The 18,788-nt window shown below is 70.0% G+C and carries 15 protein-coding genes; 9 read left to right on the plus strand and 6 right to left on the minus strand.

Features of this window, described 5'->3' with window-relative positions; all coding sequences use genetic code 11:
* The first annotated feature begins 255 nt into the window (after nucleotides 1-255).
* The 7 genes from JR064_RS09420 (at nucleotide 256) to JR064_RS23305 (ending at nucleotide 6,450) form a co-directional block, all read left to right on the plus strand.
* Nucleotides 256-480: a hypothetical protein gene (locus JR064_RS09420; protein ID WP_206229592.1), complete on the plus strand. Its 225-nt coding sequence runs from the start codon at nucleotides 256-258 to the stop codon at nucleotides 478-480.
* A gap of 141 nt (nucleotides 481-621) precedes the next feature.
* A complete protein-coding gene (locus tag JR064_RS09425) occupies nucleotides 622-2,559 on the plus strand; it encodes a M61 family metallopeptidase (RefSeq protein WP_206229556.1) in 1,938 nt (645 codons plus the stop codon).
* 373 nt (nucleotides 2,560-2,932) lie between these two features.
* Nucleotides 2,933-3,367, plus strand: coding sequence for a hypothetical protein (locus JR064_RS09430; RefSeq protein ID WP_206229557.1), 435 nt, complete (start codon nucleotides 2,933-2,935; stop codon nucleotides 3,365-3,367).
* A gap of 195 nt (nucleotides 3,368-3,562) precedes the next feature.
* Complete coding sequence (locus tag JR064_RS09435; protein ID WP_179570545.1) at nucleotides 3,563-4,054, plus strand: hypothetical protein; 492 nt, start codon at nucleotides 3,563-3,565, stop codon at nucleotides 4,052-4,054.
* Nucleotides 4,055-4,163: 109 nt separating this feature from the next.
* A complete protein-coding gene (locus JR064_RS09440; protein ID WP_206229558.1) occupies nucleotides 4,164-4,550 on the plus strand; it encodes a VOC family protein in 387 nt (128 codons plus the stop codon).
* 158 nt (nucleotides 4,551-4,708) lie between these two features.
* Entirely contained in the window at nucleotides 4,709-5,749 is a 1,041-nt protein-coding gene (locus tag JR064_RS09445; protein WP_206229559.1) for a sensor histidine kinase, read from the plus strand.
* A complete protein-coding gene (locus tag JR064_RS23305) occupies nucleotides 5,746-6,450 on the plus strand; it encodes a LytTR family transcriptional regulator DNA-binding domain-containing protein (protein WP_179569959.1) in 705 nt (234 codons plus the stop codon). Before JR064_RS09445 ends, JR064_RS23305 begins: the two co-directional genes overlap by 4 nt.
* On the opposite strand, the gene JR064_RS09455 is transcribed toward JR064_RS23305, so the two are convergent.
* From JR064_RS09455 to JR064_RS09480, 6 genes are all read right to left on the minus strand, one after another.
* Nucleotides 6,428-7,813: a serine hydrolase domain-containing protein gene (locus tag JR064_RS09455; RefSeq protein WP_206229560.1), complete on the minus strand. Its 1,386-nt coding sequence runs from the start codon at nucleotides 7,811-7,813 to the stop codon at nucleotides 6,428-6,430. The genes JR064_RS23305 and JR064_RS09455 overlap by 23 nt on opposite strands.
* A 396-nt stretch (nucleotides 7,814-8,209) precedes the next feature.
* The gene (gene uvrD / locus JR064_RS09460; protein WP_206229561.1) at nucleotides 8,210-10,411 is read right to left on the minus strand and encodes a DNA helicase II; all 2,202 of its coding nucleotides are present in this window, start codon (nucleotides 10,409-10,411) and stop codon (nucleotides 8,210-8,212) included.
* Nucleotides 10,412-10,512: 101 nt separating this feature from the next.
* Complete coding sequence (locus JR064_RS09465) at nucleotides 10,513-12,504, minus strand: PEP/pyruvate-binding domain-containing protein (RefSeq protein WP_206229562.1); 1,992 nt, start codon at nucleotides 12,502-12,504, stop codon at nucleotides 10,513-10,515.
* 105 nt (nucleotides 12,505-12,609) lie between these two features.
* Nucleotides 12,610-14,040, minus strand: coding sequence for an FAD/NAD(P)-binding protein (locus JR064_RS09470; RefSeq protein ID WP_206229563.1), 1,431 nt, complete (start codon nucleotides 14,038-14,040; stop codon nucleotides 12,610-12,612).
* 115 nt (nucleotides 14,041-14,155) lie between these two features.
* A complete protein-coding gene (gene cls / locus JR064_RS09475) occupies nucleotides 14,156-15,574 on the minus strand; it encodes a cardiolipin synthase (RefSeq protein WP_179569969.1) in 1,419 nt (472 codons plus the stop codon).
* Between the two features lie 63 nt (nucleotides 15,575-15,637).
* Complete coding sequence (locus tag JR064_RS09480) at nucleotides 15,638-16,897, minus strand: LysR substrate-binding domain-containing protein (RefSeq protein WP_179569971.1); 1,260 nt, start codon at nucleotides 16,895-16,897, stop codon at nucleotides 15,638-15,640.
* Between the two features lie 101 nt (nucleotides 16,898-16,998).
* Here JR064_RS09480 and JR064_RS09485 point away from each other — a divergent pair, with 101 nt between their 5' ends.
* A complete protein-coding gene (locus tag JR064_RS09485; protein ID WP_191826054.1) occupies nucleotides 16,999-17,673 on the plus strand; it encodes a 4-carboxy-4-hydroxy-2-oxoadipate aldolase/oxaloacetate decarboxylase in 675 nt (224 codons plus the stop codon).
* A 70-nt stretch (nucleotides 17,674-17,743) separates the two neighbouring features.
* Nucleotides 17,744-18,778, plus strand: coding sequence for a 4-oxalomesaconate tautomerase (locus tag JR064_RS09490; RefSeq protein ID WP_241092972.1), 1,035 nt, complete (start codon nucleotides 17,744-17,746; stop codon nucleotides 18,776-18,778).
* Nucleotides 18,779-18,788: the final 10 nt, after the last annotated feature.

Here is an 18,788-nt window from a genome sequence, read left to right on the forward strand (position 1 = left end):
GCGGTGTGGAAGGCGCATGATCGCATCGACCGCGACACCTGCGTTGTGATGCCCTCGCCGCATGGGCAATACTTTCTGCACTGCAGCCGGCCGGCGACCTGATCGTCATTGGGTGATCGCATGAAACTTCGCCTTTTCTGCCTGGCCACCCTCCTCGCGATGTTGTTCGGCACGCCGGTCCATGCCACGTCGACGCTTGCGTTCGAAGGCGGCGGCTACAGCATGACGTTCGAGATCGGCCACACCGATCGTCCGGTGATCGCCAGTATCCATTTCTACGAACCGGGCGACACCAAGGGTGTCGTATTGCGCGAGAGTTTCCAGGTGAGGACCTTCGACACCAAGCGCAAACAGCTGCGGCTCGTCTACAGCGGCCGCGACCAGCGCGTGCCTCCCTTCACGCTGGTGGTGCATGCCAATACGTCGACACTGTCGATCGGAGGCAAACGCATCGCGTCCACCTTCAGTTGGGAGATGTAGCGTGGCGAAGCGACCGCGCTAGGCACCGTCCACGAGCGCGCGCCGCCGCCCCAGGCCGATCCATCTGCCGCACTGGGCCGTCCCCACCGGTGCTAATGTCCCGCGCTTGACTCACCCCAATCCAGATCCCGGAGCCCCGCCATGCCCGCCGCTATCCTTCCCGTCCCCCGCCGCGCGTGCTTGGCGCTGGCCCTGGGCCTTTCCCTGGCGCTGGCTGGTGCGGCGGGCGCGCAGACCGTACGCACGCCGGATGTGCCGCCGCCGCAGGACACGCCGTATCCGGGCAGCATCGCGCTGCAGGTGGATGCCGGCGACGTGCGCCAGGGCATCTACCGGGTGCGCGAGACCATTCCGGTCGCGGCCGGGCGGCTGACGCTGCAGTATCCGCAGTGGATCCCCGGCGACCATTCGCCGAGCGGGCCGGTGGCGATGCTGGCCGGGCTGACGCTCACCGCCAACGGCGCGCCGCTGGCGTGGCGCCGCGACACCTTCGATGTCTACACCTTCCACGTGGACGTGCCGCAGGGCGTGTCCGCGATCGAGGCCAGCTTCCAGTACCTGTCGCCGCGCGACGACGGCTTCGAGATGACCGACAGGATGCTGCAGCTGGAATGGAACAAGCTGGCGTTGTATCCGGCGGGACACTACACGCACGGCATCCGCGTGGTGCCCAGCGTGACCCTGCCGGCAGGCTGGCAGTTCGGCACGGCGCTGGAGACCGCCACGCAGTCCGGCGCCACCACCACGTTCAAGCCGGTCGATTTCGAAACCCTGGTCGATTCGCCGATCTACGCCGGCCGCTATTTCAAGCGCGCGGACCTGACCCCGCCGGGCAGCGCGCCGGTGCATCTGGATGTCATTGCCGATACGCCGGCATCGCTGGAGATCACGCCCGCGCAGTTGCAGGCGCACCGCAACCTGGCCGTGCAGGCGCTCAAGCTGTTCGGCTCGCATCACTACGACCACTACGACTTCCTGTTCTCGCTGTCCGACGTGCTGGGCGGCAACGGCCTGGAGCACCACCAGTCCAGCGAGAACGGGCTGGAGGCGGACTACTTCAGCGCCTGGGCCGACAACGCGCCCGACCGCGATCTGCTGGCGCACGAGTACACCCACTCCTGGAACGGCAAGTTCCGCCGTCCGGCCGATCTGTGGACGCCCACCTTCAATGTGCCGATGGGCGACTCGCTGCTGTGGGTCTACGAAGGGCAGACCCAGTACTGGGGCTATGTGCTCACCGCGCGCGCCGGGATGTGGACGCCGGAACAGTTCCGTGATGCGCTGGCGATGACCGCGGCCAACTACGACCGCAATCGCGAGGGCTTCCAATGGCGTTCGCTGGAAGACACCACCAACGATCCCACCGCCGCGCATCGCGCGCCGCTGCCCTACCGCAGCTGGCAGATGAGCGAGGACTACTACAGCGGCGGGCAGATGCTGTGGCTGGCGGTGGATGCCAAGCTGCGCGCGCTCAGCCACGGCCGCAAGTCGCTGGACGATTTCGCCAAGGCCTTCTTCGGCGTGGACGACGGCAGCCACGCGGTCAGGACTTACACCTTCGACGACGTGGTGGCCGCGCTCAATGGCGTGGCCGCGTTCGACTGGGCCGGCTACCTCGCCCCGCGCGTGGATGCGGTGAACCCGCCGCTGCTGGAAGGGCTGCAGGCCAGCGGCTGGAAACTGGTCTATACCGACCAGCCGAGCGCGTTCGAGAAGCAGTACGACAGCCGCCACCAGTCGGCGCGCCACCGCTACAACTTCGCCTGGTCGCTGGGCCTGGTGATGAACGACGATGCCAGCATCAACGACGTGGTGTGGGACGGCCCCGCGTTCAAGGCCGGCGTCAGCACCGGCGCCACGGTGCTGGCGGTCAATGGCCAGGACTACACGCGCGAGGTACTCAAGCAGGCCATCGCCGACGCCAAGGGCGGCACCGCGCCGATCGTGCTGACGCTGAAGTTCCAGGGCGGCGTGCGCAGCGTGGAGGTGAACTACCACGACGGCCTGCAGTACCCGCACCTGGTGCGGGTGGACGGCACGCCGGACAGCTTGAGCCAGGTCATCGCCGCGCGACGCTGACGCGACGGGCGGCCGGGTCCGTACCGGCCGCCACTGCGCGGGCAGGCCACGCGAGGGCAAACGGGCCTGGCGCCGCCATTGGGAAGCGCCGCGCATCGGGCACCCCGGCGCGGACGCGGTCCATGCCGCCTCCCGGTCCACCGCCAGCCGGGGTGGCCGGATCGTCGCCGGCCAAGGCGGCGCGGCGCTGGTCGCAGCGCGAGCGCGGCTGCCTTTCCCGCGAAAAACTGTGGCAGAATTCTCACAATAAGCGTGCTGGGGAGCACGGAGACGCCTCGGACTATGGTGGTTTCTGCGCCATTGCCGCCTGGCGACCGCCGCACTTCGATGCCCTGCCGAGTTCAGCGCGCGCCCCTCCGGATCTGGTGAGCACATGGACTTCCGCACTTCGTTCGACCTGGCCTCGCCGCGCATGAAGCTCGTCCGCCGCGGCGTCCTGCTGGTGCTGGCGGCGCTGGCGTTGAGCGGCTGCCAGCCGCGCCAGACCGGCATGTTCTCCACCCTGGAACTGGACAAGGACGGCCTGCTGTACGGCTACGAGATCTTCATCGTCAAGGCCGATCGCGACGCGGGCGCGGGCCAGGACTACTACGCGATCGTGCAGTGCGCCGACGGCAAGGCCGGGCCGCCGGCGATCGGCCAGGTGACGATGACCGCCGATCAGGTGCGCATCGCGCTGCCGTCGCACGCGACGCCGGGCTGCCCCTCCTCCACCTTCGTCGGCACGGTGGGGTTCAAGGAACTGGCCGGGCATTTCGCCGGCGGCGAGCAACTGGCGCTGGCCCGCAAGTACAGCTTCTGGGAATGAACGCCCTCGCCTGACCCCGGCCGTGCTTGTTGGAAGACGGGCGGCAATGCTAGCGTCGCAGCGCACGCCTCCACAGGACGACTCCATGAACGCCCAGGGAGTACGCCCGTTCCGATGGACGCAGCGTGCTGCCGCCGAGTCGCCGTTGGCGTGTTGTCCATTGCAGCCGGAACATTCCTGGGAGGTCGCATGAAGATGCTGTGTGCCGTCGTGTTGGCGGCGGTCTTGATACCGGGCGCGTCCGCGCATGCCGATTCGCCGAAGTCCTCGCCCTTGCTCGGCAGCTGGGCCGTGGACGTGTCACGGTTGCCGAAGCCGCCGCAGGAACGGCCGCAGAGCGTCACCCTGACGTTCGGCGAAGCCGGCGGCGGCAAGTGGGCCGCCAAGGTCGACATTGTCGAACAAGGCGGCGGGAAGATGCATGCCGAAGGCGTCGCCGCCCTCGATGGCCGGGCCACGCCGGTGAAGAACAATTTCGAAGCGGACACCTTCGCCCTGCAGCGGCCTGCGCCCAACGTGCTGGTGATGATGCTGGCCAAGGATAGAAGCGTGGCCTCGACCCGGATCTACACCGTCGCCGCGGATGGCCGTTCGATGACCGAAACCGTCGCCGCGTTCGCGCCCGACGGCAGCCCGACGATGCGCACCAACTATTTCACCCGCGTCCCGTCGCCACCACGCCGCTGAGTCCGGCGGCATTCGACGAGCCGGCATCGCGTCGCGGCGCACGTTCGTCCACTCTGCTCGAAGGCGCAGGCCATGCGCCTTCGCCACCCACCCGTTCCCGGAGGTTGCAATGAAGCGAGTCACCGGCATTGGCGGCATCTTCTTCAAGGCCAACGACGCGGCGGCGTTGCAGGCCTGGTACAAGCGGCATCTGGGCATCGACGTGCAGGCGTGGGGCGGCACGGCGTTTCCCTGGACCGACGCTGCCGGCACGCCGGTCGCCGGCAGCACCATCTGGTCGATCGGCGCGGCGCAGGGCGATCAGTTCGCGCCCAGCACGGCGCCTTTCATGATCAATTACCGGGTGGACGACCTGCAGGCGCTGGTCGCGGCATTGCGCGAGGAAGGCTGCAACGTGCTCGACCGGGTGGACGAGTCCGAATACGGGAAGTTCGCCTGGGTCATCGATCCGGAAGGCAACAAGGTGGAACTCTGGCAACCGCCTGCGGGGCAGTGAGCCGCCAGGCGGCCTCGGCGGACGCCCGCTATTGCCTGCGGCCACGGTTGCAGGCGAAGCCGAGGCCAGGCGCCGCCGGCGTGTAACCGCGCCGCACTGCGAACAAGGACGACCCAGCGGCCTGCAACGGCGCTAAAGTAGCGGCCCGATTGCCGGACATGCCCTCCGTGACGCCCAAGTTCTGGCTGCTGCAAGCGTTCGGCTGGTCGCTGTTCCTGTCGATCGCCTACGCCGCCCGCCCGAGCGAAGCCGCGGTCGCCGACGGGCTGCAGTTCATGGCGATGTGCGCATTGAGTGCGGCCGGGCTGGCGGGAAGCCTGGTGTTGCGCTGGATCTACCGGCGGTTGCAGGCCGATGGCTATGGCGACGTGCGTTGGCTGGGCATCCTGTTTGCCGCAAGCGTGCTGGCGGCCGTGGCGATCGACCTGCTGTTCCACGCCGCGCTGTCCCTGGGCGCAGGCCTGGCCCCGGCCCTGGCGGCGCTGCGGGAAGCGCAGCCGGCGATGTCGCGCGCGCCGCTGCTGGCCGTGGCCTATATCGCCTGGAGCCTGCTGTACCTGGCCATCAGCCGACAGACCCGGCTGCAGCAGGCGGCCCGCACCCAACGCGATCTGCAACTGGCGTTGAAGGACGCGCAATTGCAGCGCCTGCTGGGCCAGCTCAGCCCGCATTTCACCTTCAATACGCTCAACAACATCCGCGCGTTGATCCTCAAGGATCCGGAGGCCGCGCGCGAGCAACTGACGCGCTTTGCCGCCACGCTGCGCTACCAGTTCTCCGGCGGCGACGAGGCGCTGGTGTCGGTGCGCGAAGAGCTTGAGGTGGTGCGCGACTACCTGGGCCTGGTCGGCCTGCAGCTGGGCGCGCGGCTGCGCTACCAGGAACGAGTGGACCCGCAAGCGCTGGCGATGCGCGTCCCGCGCTTCTGCCTGCAGCTACTGGTGGAGAATGCGATCAAGCATGGCCTGGGGCCGAGCAGCAGCGGCGGCGAACTGCTGGTCTGCGTGGCCATGCAGCGCGGCGGCCTGCACCTGGAGGTGCGCAATACCGGCCGGCTGCGCAGCGACGACGGGCAAGGCACCGGCTTGAACAACCTGCGCCAGCGCCTGCTGCTGTCGTTCGGGCCCGGCGCCGGCTTGCGCCTGGTCCAGGAAGAGGAGTGCGTGGTGGCCAGCGTGTGGATAGGAGCGGCGGCGTGATCGAAGCGGTGATCGTGGAGGATTCGGAACTGGCCCGTTTCGAGTTGCAGCATCAACTCAAGGCCTATCCGCAGGTGAGCGTGGTCGGCCACGCGGCCGACGTGGAGGCGGCGGTCGCGCTGATCGAAGCGGTCGCGCCCGATGTGGTGTTCCTGGATATCGACCTGCCCGGCGGCAATGCCTTCGACGTGCTCGAACGCCTGGCGCAGGTGCCGCGCATCGTCTTCACCACCGCCTTCGATGCCTATGCGCTGAAGGCCTTCGCGTTCAACACCGTGGACTACCTGCTCAAGCCGATCGAACCGCAGCGGCTCGCGCAGGCGATCCAGAAGCTGTCCGAGTCGATGCCGGCGAGCCCGGCGCGGCGTTCGATGGACAGCGCCATCTTCATCAAGGACGGCGAGCACTGCTTCCTGGTCAAGCCGCGCGACGTACGGGTCATCGAGGCGGTCGGGAACTACAGCCGCGTCCACTTCCAGCAGCATGCGCCGCTGCTGTATCGCCCGCTCGGCGCGATCGAGGCGCAGCTGGCGCCGGAAAAGTTCTTCCGCGCCAGCCGCAAGTACATCGTCAATCTCGACTACGTGGAGCAGGTGGCGCCCTGGAGCAACGGCGGCCTGCTGCTCACGCTGCGCGGCGGGCTGGAGGTGGAGGTGTCGCGGCGGCAGAGTGCGCGCTTCAGGGAACTGTTGAGCCTGTAGCCGCATCCGCCTCGCGCACGCCGCTGCTGTCGCCCAGCAGCCGGTCGTGCAAGGTCATCGTGGGCCGGCCATCGCGGTCCTGGTCGAAGCTCAACGCATCCAGTCCCCCGTCCAGATAGTAGCGGCCGTCCGCATGCGCCTGCAGCGGCAGCGCATCCTCGCCGTCGCGCTGCAGCTGCAGGCGGCCATCCACTTGCGCAAGCACGCGGACGCCGTCGGCGAAGCGGTATTGGCCGGTGCGGCCCGGCGGCAGCGCATGCGCCGGGTCCGTGCCGGCATACGGCCGCCCGGCCGCCATCGCCGCCAGGCGCACGGCCAGCGAGGTGGGATCCAGGAACTCGGCATTGGTGAGCACCGCCACGAACACGTCCGGCTCGTCGACGCGCACCACATAGCTGTTGAAGCCGTTGATGAAGCCGCCGTGCTCCACGTCCGGCAATCCGTTCGCCTGGCCGATGATCCAGCCGAACCCGTAGGGCGACAGGGTGCCGTCGGCGAGCCTGGTCTTGGCCATGGCCTGGGCGAGCACTGCGGCCGGCAGCAGCGTGGCATCGCGCAGCGCGCGGTGCCAGATCGCCAGGTCGTCCACGCTGCTGATCAGGCCGCCGGCGCCCTGCGGCTGCGACATGCCGATGAAGTCCGCGTTCTGCAGCGTCTGCCCGGCACGGCGGTAGCCATGGGCGCGGTGCGGGATCAGCGCCAGGTGATCGTCGTAACGCGTGTGGGTCATGCCCAGCGGCTGGAAGATCGCCTGCTGCATATAGGCCGCGTAGGGCTGGCCGGCGAGGCGTTCGATCAGATGGGTCAGTACGATGTAGTTGGAATTGCTGTAGCGGAACCGCGTGCCCGGCGCGAACTCCAGCGGCAGGTCCTGGAAGTACCCGATCAGGCGCATGGCATCGGTGTCCTCGCGGCGCGCGGCGCGCGAGGCGGGGATGCTGCTGACGTTCTTGATGCCCGAGGTATGCGTCAGCAGCTGGCGGACCGTCACGTTCGCCAACGGGCCGTGCAATGCCGGATCCAGCGACAGCAGCGTCGCCTCCAGGTCCAGCTTGCCGGCCTGGACCAGTTGCAGCACCGCCACCGCCGTGAACTGCTTGGTGACCGATGCCAGGCGCAGCGCCGATTCCGGCTGCATCGGCACGCCGTTCTCCATATCGGACATGCCATAGGCCTGGCGCAGCAGCACCCGATCGCCGCGGGTCACCAGCACCACGCCACCCGGCCCGGCGTCCTTGAAGAAGTCCGTGGCCGCCTGGGCCAGGCCCGCCTCCGCTGGGGCCGCGACCGCCCCCGTCGCGGCATGCGCGGTGCCGGCCATGGCCAGCACCGCTGCCAGCAACCACTTCAAACGATGTGTCATGCGCCTTCCCCTTGGTGATGTAGGGCAAGGCTGGCGCGCGCGGGCGCCGCACTCCAGCGACCTATGACGGACGGGCGGCACGCCGCGTGAGCGGTCGTCGGCACGGATGAGTGGAGCGGCGGGCACGGGATCTGCGCGCCAACCGCGGCCAGTGCAGCGCCGGCTGTCGGCGGGACCTGCGCATGCGCCAGCGGGGAACGCCGCCGCCGCCGCGCAGCGCCTGCGTACCCTCAAGGCCACTCGCCAGGCGCCGCTCCAAGCGGCTCGACGGCGAAGAGCGGACCAGGGCGTGTGGTCGATTCCCGAGCAAGCCGCTCGGGAATGGATGCGACGGCCTGGGACCTGCTAATGCGATCGGGACCCGGCATCGTGGCCTATCCCGATCGCGTCGATGGCCTAGATCACCGTCAGATTCGCGTACGCCATCACCAGCCACTTCGCGCCGACCTCGTCGAACTGCACCTGCACGCGCGCGTGCGCGCCGTTGCCTTCGTAGTCGATGACCACGCCGCCGCCGAACTTGGGGTGCTGCACGTTGGCGCCGAGCTTGATCGCCGGCGCCTCGATGGCGCTGTGGCCGAGGTTGCGCGGCGCGCCCAGCGAGGCGTTGCGCGACACCTGCACCTTCGGCCGCACTTCGTGCAGCAGCTCGCGTGGGATCTCGCGCAGGAAGCGCGAGGGCACGTTGTAGTTGTCCTGGCCGTGGATGCGCCGCGACTCGGCGTAGCTGAGCACCAACTTGTGGCGGGCGCGGGTGATGCCGACGTAGGCCAGGCGCCGCTCTTCCTCCAGGCGCCCGCTCTCCTCCAGCGAACGCGCGCTGGGGAACAGGCCATCCTCCATGCCGACCAGGAACACCAGCGGGAACTCCAGGCCCTTGGCCGAATGCAGCGTCATCAGCTGCACGCCCTCCTCGCCGGCCTGGGCCTGGCCTTCGCCGGCCTCCAGCGAGGCGTAGGCCAGGAACGCGACCAGTTCGGTCATCGCCTGGCGGCCTTCGTCGGCGTCCTCGTCGTTGTCGGCGCGGACGAAGCGCGAGGCGACCGAGACCAGTTCGTCGAGGTTGTCGGTGCGCGATTCCGAATCCAGCCCGCCGCGGCTTTCCTTGCTCCAGTGCTCGCGCAGCGCCGAGCGCGCCAGCACCTGGTCGATCTGCTCGGGCAGCGGCAGGCCGGCCACCTCGGCGGACAGCTGCTCGATCAGGCCCAGGAACTGCGCCAGCGCATTGCGCGCCCGCGCCGCCAGGTCGCCGCCCTGCTGCGCGGCCTGTTGCGCGGCGGCCCACAGCGACAGCGACTGCGCGCGCGCCAGGCGCCGCACTTCGTCCAGGGTGCGGTCGCCGATGCCGCGCGTGGGCGTGTTCACCGCGCGCTCGAACGCCGCGTCGTCGGCACGGTTGGCGACCATGCGCAGGTAGGCCAGGGTGTCCTTGATTTCGGCGCGCTCGAAGAAGCGCATGCCGCCGTAGACGCGGTACGGCACCTGTTCGGCGATCAGCGATTCTTCGAACGCGCGCGACTGCGCGTTGCTGCGGTAGAGCACCGCCGCCTCGCTGTAGCTGCCGCCGTCGCGCACCCACTGGCGCACGCGCTCGACCACGTAGCGCGCCTCGTCGATCTCGTTGTAGGCCGCGTACAGGTCGATCGGGTCGCCGTCGCCCGAATCGGTCCACAGCTGCTTGCCGATGCGGTCCGGGTTGTGCGCGATCACCGCGTTGGCGGCGTTGAGGATGTTGGCGCTGGAACGGTAGTTCTGCTCCAGGCGGATGGTCTGCGCGTTCGGGAAATCCTTCAGGAAGCGCTGCACGTTCTCGACCTTGGCGCCGCGCCAGCCGTAGATCGCCTGGTCGTCGTCGCCGACCACGAACACGCGCCCGGTGTCGCCGGCGAGCACGCGCACGAACGCGTACTGGATCGCGTTGGTGTCCTGGAACTCGTCGACCAGGATCTCGCTGAAGCGGCTGCGGTAATGCGCCAGCAATGCCGGGTTGTCGCGCAGCAGTTCGTGCGCGCGCAGCAGCAGCTCGGCGAAATCGACCAGGCCGGCGCGATCGCAACGCTCCTGGTACAGCGCGTAGGCGCTGCGCAAGGTGGTGGTCCACTCGTCGCGCGGCTCGGGCTGGATGTGCTGCGCGCGCCGGCCCTCGTCCTTCTGCTGGTTGATCCACCACACGATCTGCTTGGGCGGGAACTTGCCCTCGTCCAGTTCCAGCTGCTGCACGACGCGCTTGACCAGCCGCAGCTGGTCGTCCGAATCCAGCACCTGGAAGCTTTCCGGCAGCTTGGCGTCGGTCCAGTGCAGGCGCAGCAGGCGGTGCGCCAGGCCGTGGAAGGTGCCGATCCACATGCCGCGGCTGCCGTTGCGCAGCTGCAGGTCGGTGCGGTGGCGCATCTCGCCAGCCGCCTTGTTGGTGAAGGTGACCGCAAAGATGCCGTGCACCGGCACGCCGTGGACTTCGTTGAGCCAGGCGATGCGGTGGGTGAGCACGCGCGTCTTGCCGGATCCGGCGCCGGCCAGGACCAGGTAATGGCCGGACGGGGCGGAGACGGCCTCGCGCTGGGCGGGGTTCAGATTATCGAGCAAATGGGAGACATCCACCCGGGTATTTTACCGGTTGCGGCGGCGCACCGGCTGCGACCGGGCAGCCCGATCGCAAAAAAGGCCGCGACGGCGTGTCACGCCGACCCGGCTACAGCCCGCTACCGCGCGCTTCTGTCCACATACGGCCGCGACTGCAGGATCAGCACCTCGTCGCCGACCACGGCCCACTCGATGTCCTGGTCCGCGCCGCCCAGCGCCTGCTTGGTGGACGCGCCGACCCTGGCCAGCCGCGCGATCAGCGCATCGGTCAGTACCTGGCGCGAACCGGTGATGGGCACTTCGCGGACGCCGCCGCCCGCGTCGGCCACCAGCTGCGTGTCTTCCGCCGAGCGGCTCAGCACCTGCACCGCCCTGGACCAGGTCGAATACATCACCTGTTCGGCCTGGCGCTTGCCTTCGACCACGCGGATACCGAGTCCGCGCTTGGCCGAGATGTAGGTGATATGGCGGTGGGCGGCATCGAATGGATCGCGGGTGATCATCACCCCCGAACTGTCCGAGGGCGCGGCACGCTGCACCAGCACCGCCATGGCCACCGCATCCTGGCGCAGCCCCGCGGCCGTGCGCGCCTCGTAGGCCTCGAAGTTGTAGACCGACGCCCACACCGTCTGCACGGCCTTGGCCAAGGCATCGGCGCGGGTCACATTGGGCACGGTGGTGTACAGGCCGGCACCGCTGAAGCCCGGCAGATCCTCGGAGTTGGACGAACTGCGCACGAATACCGCATCGCCGTGCAGTTGATCCCGCCATCGCTCGTCCAGCGCGCGAACGAAGGCGGGGTCGGGCGCGGCGTCGGCGATCTCGGCACGCAGCATGGCCAGCGCCTCGCGACGGACGTTCGCGTCGGTAGCGAAACCCGGGCGACGCTGCAGGTCCTGCAGGCGCTGCGGAATCTGCAGCCGCTGCATCGCCGCCTGGTAGTGCGAGAACGGGATGCAGAAGCCGTCCGGCACGCGCGCGGCCGGCGGCAGCGCCGCCTTCAGCGTGCCGAGGTTGGCGGCCTTGACGCCGCAGTGGCCGCTGTCGCGCGCACGCAGGGCCGCCAGGGGCTTGAGCGCGACCACCGTCAGGTCCGGGCGCGGCAGGTTGCGCGCCGCCGGGCGGGCGGCGGCGGCCGATGGCGTCCTTGGCGGGCGCGTCAGTGGCGTCACCCGGTAGTCGTTGTGGGTGACGTCCAGCGCCACCCAACGGCCGTCGTACTGGCGCAGGGCGTTCTGCGCATCGCGCACATAGACATTGGGAATGCCCCAGCCCTTGGCCAGCAGGTTCACGTGGGACAGCAGGGTGGAGGGGCGCTGCGTCACCAGGCCGGCGACCGGCGCCAAGGCGATGGGCACCTCGTCCAGGACCGGGATATCGCGCGGCGACAGCGTGCGCAGCTGTTCCTCCGAGCGCACGATGCGCAGCCGCCCCTCGGCGCGGCCCGTGTTCAACGGCAGGAACCGCTGCTCGCGCAGCAACGCCTCCTGGCTGACGTAGGGCAGCCCCATGGAACTGGCCAGCTGCTCGTGCTGGGTGGAGTTGGTCTTGAAGCGGATCGGCTCGCGGAACGAGGCGCGCACCACCTCGTCGGTCTGCCGCAGCAAGGCCGCGGTGAGCGTGTCGCCCTCCCAGAACTCGTAGGTATAGCCCGGCAGGTCCCGCTGCCAGCTGATGGTGCCGAACAGGAAGCGCCGCTGCGGGTCGCGGTATTGCGCGTTGCGCGTCGCCTTGTCCATGGCAGGCACCAGCCGCTGGCGTTGCACGAACTGCTCGTGCAACGCATGACGCGGCGTATTGATGTAGTAGATGCGCGCGGCATTCTGCCGGTCGATCACGAAGATCAGGTGCGGCATCTCCAGCGCGGTCCCGGCGTTGTAGACACGGGCGAGCTGCATGAACTGCGCGCGGGTATCGATGCGCGGCAGATAATCCGGCCCCTGCGTCGGCTGCAGCGGGTTCGCATCGCTGCCCTGGCGGTATTCGTAGGGCGACGGTTTGCGCGCGGTCTGCGCCGTCGCGGGCGCGGTACACCACGCCAGCAACGTGAGCGCGGCGGCCCAGGCGAACAGGCGCTGGCGCCGGGCAGGGTGCGTGCGGGATCGGTCCATGATGCCGGTGCGGGAATCGAGAGTGCGGATCTTAAGCCAGTCCAGGCGGCTTTGGACGCGGTGAGGGCGCTATCGGACGCGCGGCATCGGCACCGTGCGCATCGGCTATGCGCCGGCGACCGCCGGCCGCACTTCGCCCAGCAACGCCTGCGCCTGCTGCTGCGCCTGCACGCGCAACTCCGGGATCGCCAGGCTTTCCCACAGGCTGCCGATGCGCAGGCTGCCGAGCACGCGCAGGCGCGGATCGGCATGGCCGTCGGCGTCGAGCAGCGCGCCGTCGGGCGCGGTGGCGACGCCGATGCCGTGCGGGCCGGGCGCGGCATGGCCGCAGCCCAGCAGTTGGTGCAGCAGCGGATTGCGCATGGTCTGCGCGCGCAGCTCCACGCCGGTGGCGTTGACCAGGTAGTGCGCGTCCAGTTGCAGCGCCAGCCCGTCGGGACCAACCGCGTTGACCTGCACGCAGGCGCCGACCGGGAACACCGTGTCCAACCGCGCGCGGTGCACGCGCAGCTGGCCGATCCGGCGCATCGCCTGCAGCTGCGCGAACACCGGCGCGGCGATGCGGTGCCGGTGCGCGTCCCAGTAGCGCACGGCATGGCGCAGGAAGCGTCGCTGGTCGCTGGCCGACAGCGACTGCCACAGCGCCTGGCCCAGCGGCCGCAGCCGCTCCATCACGCCCTGCCAGGGCAGGCCGCGCGCCTGCGCAGCGGCCGCATGCCGGCGCAGCGCGCGTAGGCGCTGGCGCAACGGCAGCGCCAGCAACGGCTGCGGGTCGAAGTCGGCCGCGGCGTGGCCGGCATGCCCGGCATGCGGCAGCGGCAATACCGCGTGCCGCGAGATCACGTGCACCGGGCCGCGGTGCGCATTGGCGAGCAGGGTCAGCACGCTGTCGGCCATGCTCAGGCCGGCGCCGACGATGCACACCGTGGACTCGCGCGGGATCGCGCGCAGCTGTTCGTAGTTCCAGGCGTCCACGCGCACGTGCGCGGGCAGGCTGGCCGCGCCGCGCGCCGGCAACGGGCGCAGGCTGTTGCCCAGCGCCAGCACCGTCGCCTGCGCGCGCAGCGTCGCCCCATCCTGCAGGTGCAACGCCTGGCCGCGCGCGTCCCGGTCCAATGCCACCACCCGCTGCTGCCTACACTGCAAGTGCGCCAGGCTTGCGGCCTGCGCCTGCGCCAGCCGCGCGCGCAGGTAGTCGGCGTAATGGCGGCGCTGCACGTAGGCCTGCGCCAGCGCGTCGCGTTGCAGCGCCGGATACAGCGCCTGCTGCTGCAGCCAGTCGAGGAAGTCGTCGGGCAGCTCGGCGAAGGCGCTCATGCGCCCGGCCGGCACGTTCAGCAGATGCTCCGCGCACGGCGTCGCATAGGCCACGCCCTGCGCCAGCGCCGCCTGCGGTTCGATCAGCTGCAGCCGCAGCGCCTGCGTGGCCTGCCGCAACAGGTGCAGCGCCACCAGCGTGCCGGCCGCGCCGCCGCCGACGATGGCGATATCGCAGTCGCAGTCGCCGTCGGATGCGGTGGGCAAGAGGTCGCTCATGCCGGCGATTGTAAGGGATGCCCCCGCCGGCTCCGCCCGCGGCTAAGAACCATCGCTCATGTCGGCGCGAACATCGCGCATGGCGGCGACATCATGCTGTCATGTACGTGCGCACTCACATCAACGCATCGGCCAGGCGGGCGATGCCTTCGCGGCTGCGCCGCCAGGTGGGCCGCTTGCGCCAGTCCTCCAGCGACAGCGCGCGCGCATCCGCCAGATAATCGGCCTCCACCGCGCGCAGCCGCTGCACCACCTCGGCGCAGTAGCACAGCACGCCGATCTCGGCGTTCAGCGCGAAGGAGCGGATGTCCAGGTTGATCGAGCCGACCAGGGCGATGCCCTCGTCCACGCTCAGGTGCTTGGCATGCAGGAAGCACGGCCGGTACAGCGCGATCTTGACCCCGCTGCGCAGCAGTTCGTCGTAGTAGGCCTCCTGCGCCCAGGCGGTGAGCCGCTGGTTGCTGCTCTCCGACAGGATCAGCTGCACGTCCACGCCGGACAGCGCGGCGATGCGCAGCGCGCTGAGCGTGGCCTCGTCGGGCACGAAGTACGGCGTGACCATCACGATCCGCCGCCGCGCCAGGTGGATCAGCGCGTTGACCGCATCGCGCGCGTTCTCGAACGGATACGCCGGGCCGCTGGGCAGCAGTTGCGTGGCGGTGTCGGCGCCGTGCACCGCGGTGCCTTCGGCCACGCGCAGGCGCTGCCCGGTCTCGATGAACCAGTCGCTGGCGAACACCGCCTCCAGGTGCCCGACCACCGGCCCCTGCAGGCGCACCACCAGTTCGCGGTTGGGATGGCCGCGCACGAATTCGGCCGCGGCCAGGTTCTGCGAACCGGTGTAGCCGACGCGGTTGTCGATGACCGCGATCTTGCGGTGGTTGCGCAGGTCCATGCGCCCGCTGCGGCGCCAGCGCAGGCCGCCCGGCAGCAGCGCCTGCACCTCGACGCCGGCCGCGCGCAGGCGCTTGCGGTAGCGGCGCAGCCCGCGCTTGCCGCCACGCGCATCGAGCAGCAGGCGGCAGCGCACGCCGCGCGCGGCGGCGCGCAGCAGCGCCGCCACGACCGCGTCGCCGACCGCATCGTCGAACATCAGGTAGTACAGCAGGTGCACGCGCTCCACCGCCGCGTCGATGTCGTCGATCAGCGCCTGCAGCGAGTCCGCATAGCGATCGAGCAATTCCACGGTGTTGCCATGGGTGGGCATGAAGTCGCCCTGGCGCTCGATCAGCGGCACCACTTCGGCGATCGCGGTGTCGGCGGGCGGGGTCCAGCGCAGCGCGGTCAACGGCACCTGCTGCTCGCGGATCACCTGCGAGGCCTGCGCCTGGCGCTGGATGCGCTCGCGCGACAGCCATGGGTGGCCCAGCAGCAGGTACAGCGGCAGGCCAAGCACCGGCACGAACCCGACCAGCAGCAGCCAGCTGCGCGCCGCGCCGGGCGTGGTGCGCGCCGGAATCCACAGCAACGCCACCAGCCGGATCAGCCAGTCCAGCGCCAGCAGCCAGGTGCCTTCCAACCAGAACGGCAGCATCGCGACCCTTTCGCACGCCAAGTCGCCCGATTCTGCGGGCTGCGGCGGCAAACGCAAGCATTCTCAGCGCGACGGGGCCGGATGTCGGAACGGCCAGGCGGCCAGCGCCGGCGATGCCTCGCGTTCGGCGCACACTGCGCGGAAGGTGGCCACGAACGCGGACTGCAGCCGCGTCGGATACCAGTCGGCGCGCGTGGTCATGCCGATCCGGCGGCGCACGCTCGGGCCCGCCGTGCCGATCTCGCACAGCAAGCCGGCGCGGCGCTCGAACAGGAACTGGTCGCGCGACATCAGCGTCAGCCAGTCGTCCTCCAGCAACAGGCCGCGGATGATCAGCACCGAGCCGCACTCGATGCGCAAGCGCGGCGGTTCCAGCGCCTGCTCGCGGAACATGCGCTCCCAGCGCGCACGCACCGGCGCGCCGGTGGCAGCCACCACCCACGGAAACTCCAGCAGCCGGGCGAAGCCGAAATCGCGTCCGGCCAGCGGATGTCCGGCGCGGCCGACGATGACCGGGTCGTCGTCGAACAGGCCTTCCTGCACCACGTCGCGCACCGGCAGCCGGTCGCGCAGCGCGCCGATCAGCAGATCCAACCCACCTTCGCGCAGATGACCGAGCAACTCCGCGTACGGACCCTCGACGACGTTGACGGTGGCGCCAGGGTGCGCGCGCGAGAATCGCGCCAGCACCTGCGGCAACAGGATCGCCCGCGCCAGCGGCATCGCGCCGAGGGTCACACGGCCAGCATCCTTGGAACGCAGCCCGGCCAAGTCCTCCAGGCCGGCGCCCAGTTCCGACAGCGCCAGCCGCACCAGCCGCAGCATGCGCGTGGCCGCCGGGGTCGGCTGCACGGTCCTGCCGCGGCGCACCGTCAACGGCACTTCGATCGACTCGGATAGCTCGTGCACCGCACGGTAGATCGCCGGCTGCGACACGCCCGAGCGCTCCGCCGCCAGCGAATAGCTACCGGCGGTGTCGACCGCGGCCAGCGCGCGCAACTGGCCCAGGCTCACCCGCCGCTCCACCGCCGCGATCGCCGGCAAGCGTTGCGAACGTCTGGCCAATTGAACGCCGCGGGCGATGTAGCCCAACGCGCGCTCGATCCGCGGCACCAGCAACTGCGCGGCCTCGGTGGCCGCCATGCCGCCGGGCTGGCGATCGAACAGAGCCAGGCCGAACTGGCCCTCCAGCCGCGCAATGGCCTGGGTCAATGCTGGCTGCGAGAGATTGACCAGCGGCGCGGCCGCGCTGATGCCGCCGACGTGGCGCACCACAGCCAGCGCGTGCAGGTGCCGCAGGTTGAGTTCGGATTTCGCCTCCACATCCCAACTATAACTAAAGCCAATGGCTATATCGCAAAACGATCTTGAGCTGCTCGAGCTTCCGCACACAGACTTCGTCATCCCTAACGAAGGATGGATGGATGTCCAAGGTCGTCACCCAGATCGAGCGCACCGCCCCGGCACTGCTCCATGGCCTGGCCCAGGCCGGCGTCGCCACCGTGCACGAGGCGCAGGGTCGCAGCGGCCTGCTGCACCACCGGCTGCGTCCCATCTACGCCGGCGCACGCATCGCCGGCAGCGCGGTCACCGTGTCAGTGCCGCCGGGCGACAACTGGATGATGCACGTGGCGATCGAACAGCTGCGCGATGGCGACGTGCTGGTGGTGGCACCGACCAGCGACTGCTGCGACGGCTACTTCGGCGACCTGCTCGCCACCTCTGCGCAGGCGCGCGGCTGCCGCGGCCTGATCATCGATGCCGGGGTGCGCGACGTGCGCGATCTCACCACGATGCGCTTCCCGGTCTGGAGCCGCGCGATCTGCGCGCAGGGCACGGTCAAGGAGACGCTGGGCTCGGTCAACCTGCCGCTGGTATGCGCCGGCGCGCTGATCCAGCCAGGCGACGTGCTGGTGGCCGACGACGACGGGGTCTGCGTGGTGCCGCGCGCCGATGCCGCGCGCGTGCTGGCAGAGGCGCAGGCGCGCGAGGTGCGCGAGCAGGCCAAGCGCGAGCGCCTGGCCAACGGCGAGCTCGGCCTGGACATCTATGCCATGCGCGAGCGCCTGGCCGCCAAGGGCCTGACCTATGTCGGATGATCCGGTTCGCGCAGCGACGCCGGCGGCCGCCGCGGACGTCCGCAGCCGGCCCAGGCACGGCGTGCGCGCGATGTGGATGCGCGGCGGCACCTCCAAGGGCGGGTTCTTTCTGGCCGATGCGCTGCCGGCAGACCGCGCCGCGCGCGATGCCTTCCTGCTGCGCACCTACGGCTCGCCGGATGTGCGCCAGATCGACGGCATGGGCGGCGCCGATCCGCTGACCTCCAAGGTCGCGGTGGTGTCGCGCTCCAGCCGCGACGATGCCGATGTCGACTACCTGTTTCTGCAGGTCCATGTCGACCAGGCCTTGGTCAGCGATGCGCAGAACTGCGGCAACATGCTGGCCGCGGTCGGCCCGTTCGCGCTCGAGCGCGGCCTGGTCGCCGCCAGCGGCGAGCGGACCGAAGTACGCATCTTCATGCGCAACACCGGCAAGCTCGCCACCGCCACGGTGCAGACGCCGGACGGCTACGTCCGCTACGACGGCGATGCGCGCATCGACGGCGTGCCCGGAACCGCCGCGCCGATCCCGCTGGCGTTCGCCGACATCTCCGGCTCGTCCTGCGGCGCGCTGCTGCCCAGCGGCAACGCGGTGGACGAGATCGACGGCATCGCGGTGACGCTGATCGACAACGGCATGCCGTGCGTGGTGCTGCGCGCCAGCGACGTGGGCATCGGCGGCTACGAGGACCGCGACACGCTCGACGCCGATGCCGCGCTGAAGGCACGGCTGGAGGCGATCCGCCTGCAGGCCGGGCCGCGCATGCGCCTGGGCGAGGTCGCCGACCAGACCGTGCCGAAGATGATGATGGTCGCCGCGCCGCGCGACGGCGGCACGATCTGCGTCCGCTCGTTCATCCCGCACCGCTGCCACGCCTCGATCGGCGTGCTCGGCGCGATCAGCGTCGCCACCGCCTGCCTGCTGCCGCAATCTCCGGCGCACGCGCTGGCGCAGCTGCCCGGTGGGCGCAGCCAACACCTCCAGGTCGAACACCCCAGCGGCGCCACCGGCTGCGTGATCGATCTCGATGCACACGGTGCGGTGGTCCGGGCCGCAGTCCTGCGTACCGCCCGCAAGCTCTTCGACGGATACCTGTTCGACTGAACCGGCACCG

Source organism: Xanthomonas bonasiae (assembly GCF_017163705.1).
GTDB classification, from domain to species: Bacteria; Pseudomonadota; Gammaproteobacteria; order Xanthomonadales; family Xanthomonadaceae; genus Xanthomonas_A; species Xanthomonas_A bonasiae.

Bases quoted from the DNA above. Each gene is read 5' to 3' on its own strand.
- JR064_RS09425 (WP_206229556.1), top strand. From the start codon at position 622: ATGCCCGCCGCTATCCTTCCCGTCCCCCGCCGCGCGTGCTTGGCGCTG.
- JR064_RS09430 (WP_206229557.1), top strand. From the start codon at position 2,933: ATGGACTTCCGCACTTCGTTCGACCTGGCCTCGCCGCGCATGAAGCTC.
- JR064_RS09435 (WP_179570545.1), top strand. From the start codon at position 3,563: ATGCTGTGTGCCGTCGTGTTGGCGGCGGTCTTGATACCGGGCGCGTCC.
- JR064_RS09440 (WP_206229558.1), top strand. From the start codon at position 4,164: ATGAAGCGAGTCACCGGCATTGGCGGCATCTTCTTCAAGGCCAACGAC.
- JR064_RS09445 (WP_206229559.1), top strand. From the start codon at position 4,709: ATGCCCTCCGTGACGCCCAAGTTCTGGCTGCTGCAAGCGTTCGGCTGG.
- JR064_RS09455 (WP_206229560.1), bottom strand. From the start codon at position 7,813: ATGACACATCGTTTGAAGTGGTTGCTGGCAGCGGTGCTGGCCATGGCC.
- JR064_RS09465 (WP_206229562.1), bottom strand. From the start codon at position 12,504: ATGGACCGATCCCGCACGCACCCTGCCCGGCGCCAGCGCCTGTTCGCC.
- JR064_RS09470 (WP_206229563.1), bottom strand. From the start codon at position 14,040: ATGAGCGACCTCTTGCCCACCGCATCCGACGGCGACTGCGACTGCGAT.
- cls (WP_179569969.1), bottom strand. From the start codon at position 15,574: ATGCTGCCGTTCTGGTTGGAAGGCACCTGGCTGCTGGCGCTGGACTGG.
- JR064_RS09485 (WP_191826054.1), top strand. From the start codon at position 16,999: ATGTCCAAGGTCGTCACCCAGATCGAGCGCACCGCCCCGGCACTGCTC.
- JR064_RS09490 (WP_241092972.1), top strand. From the start codon at position 17,744: ATGTGGATGCGCGGCGGCACCTCCAAGGGCGGGTTCTTTCTGGCCGAT.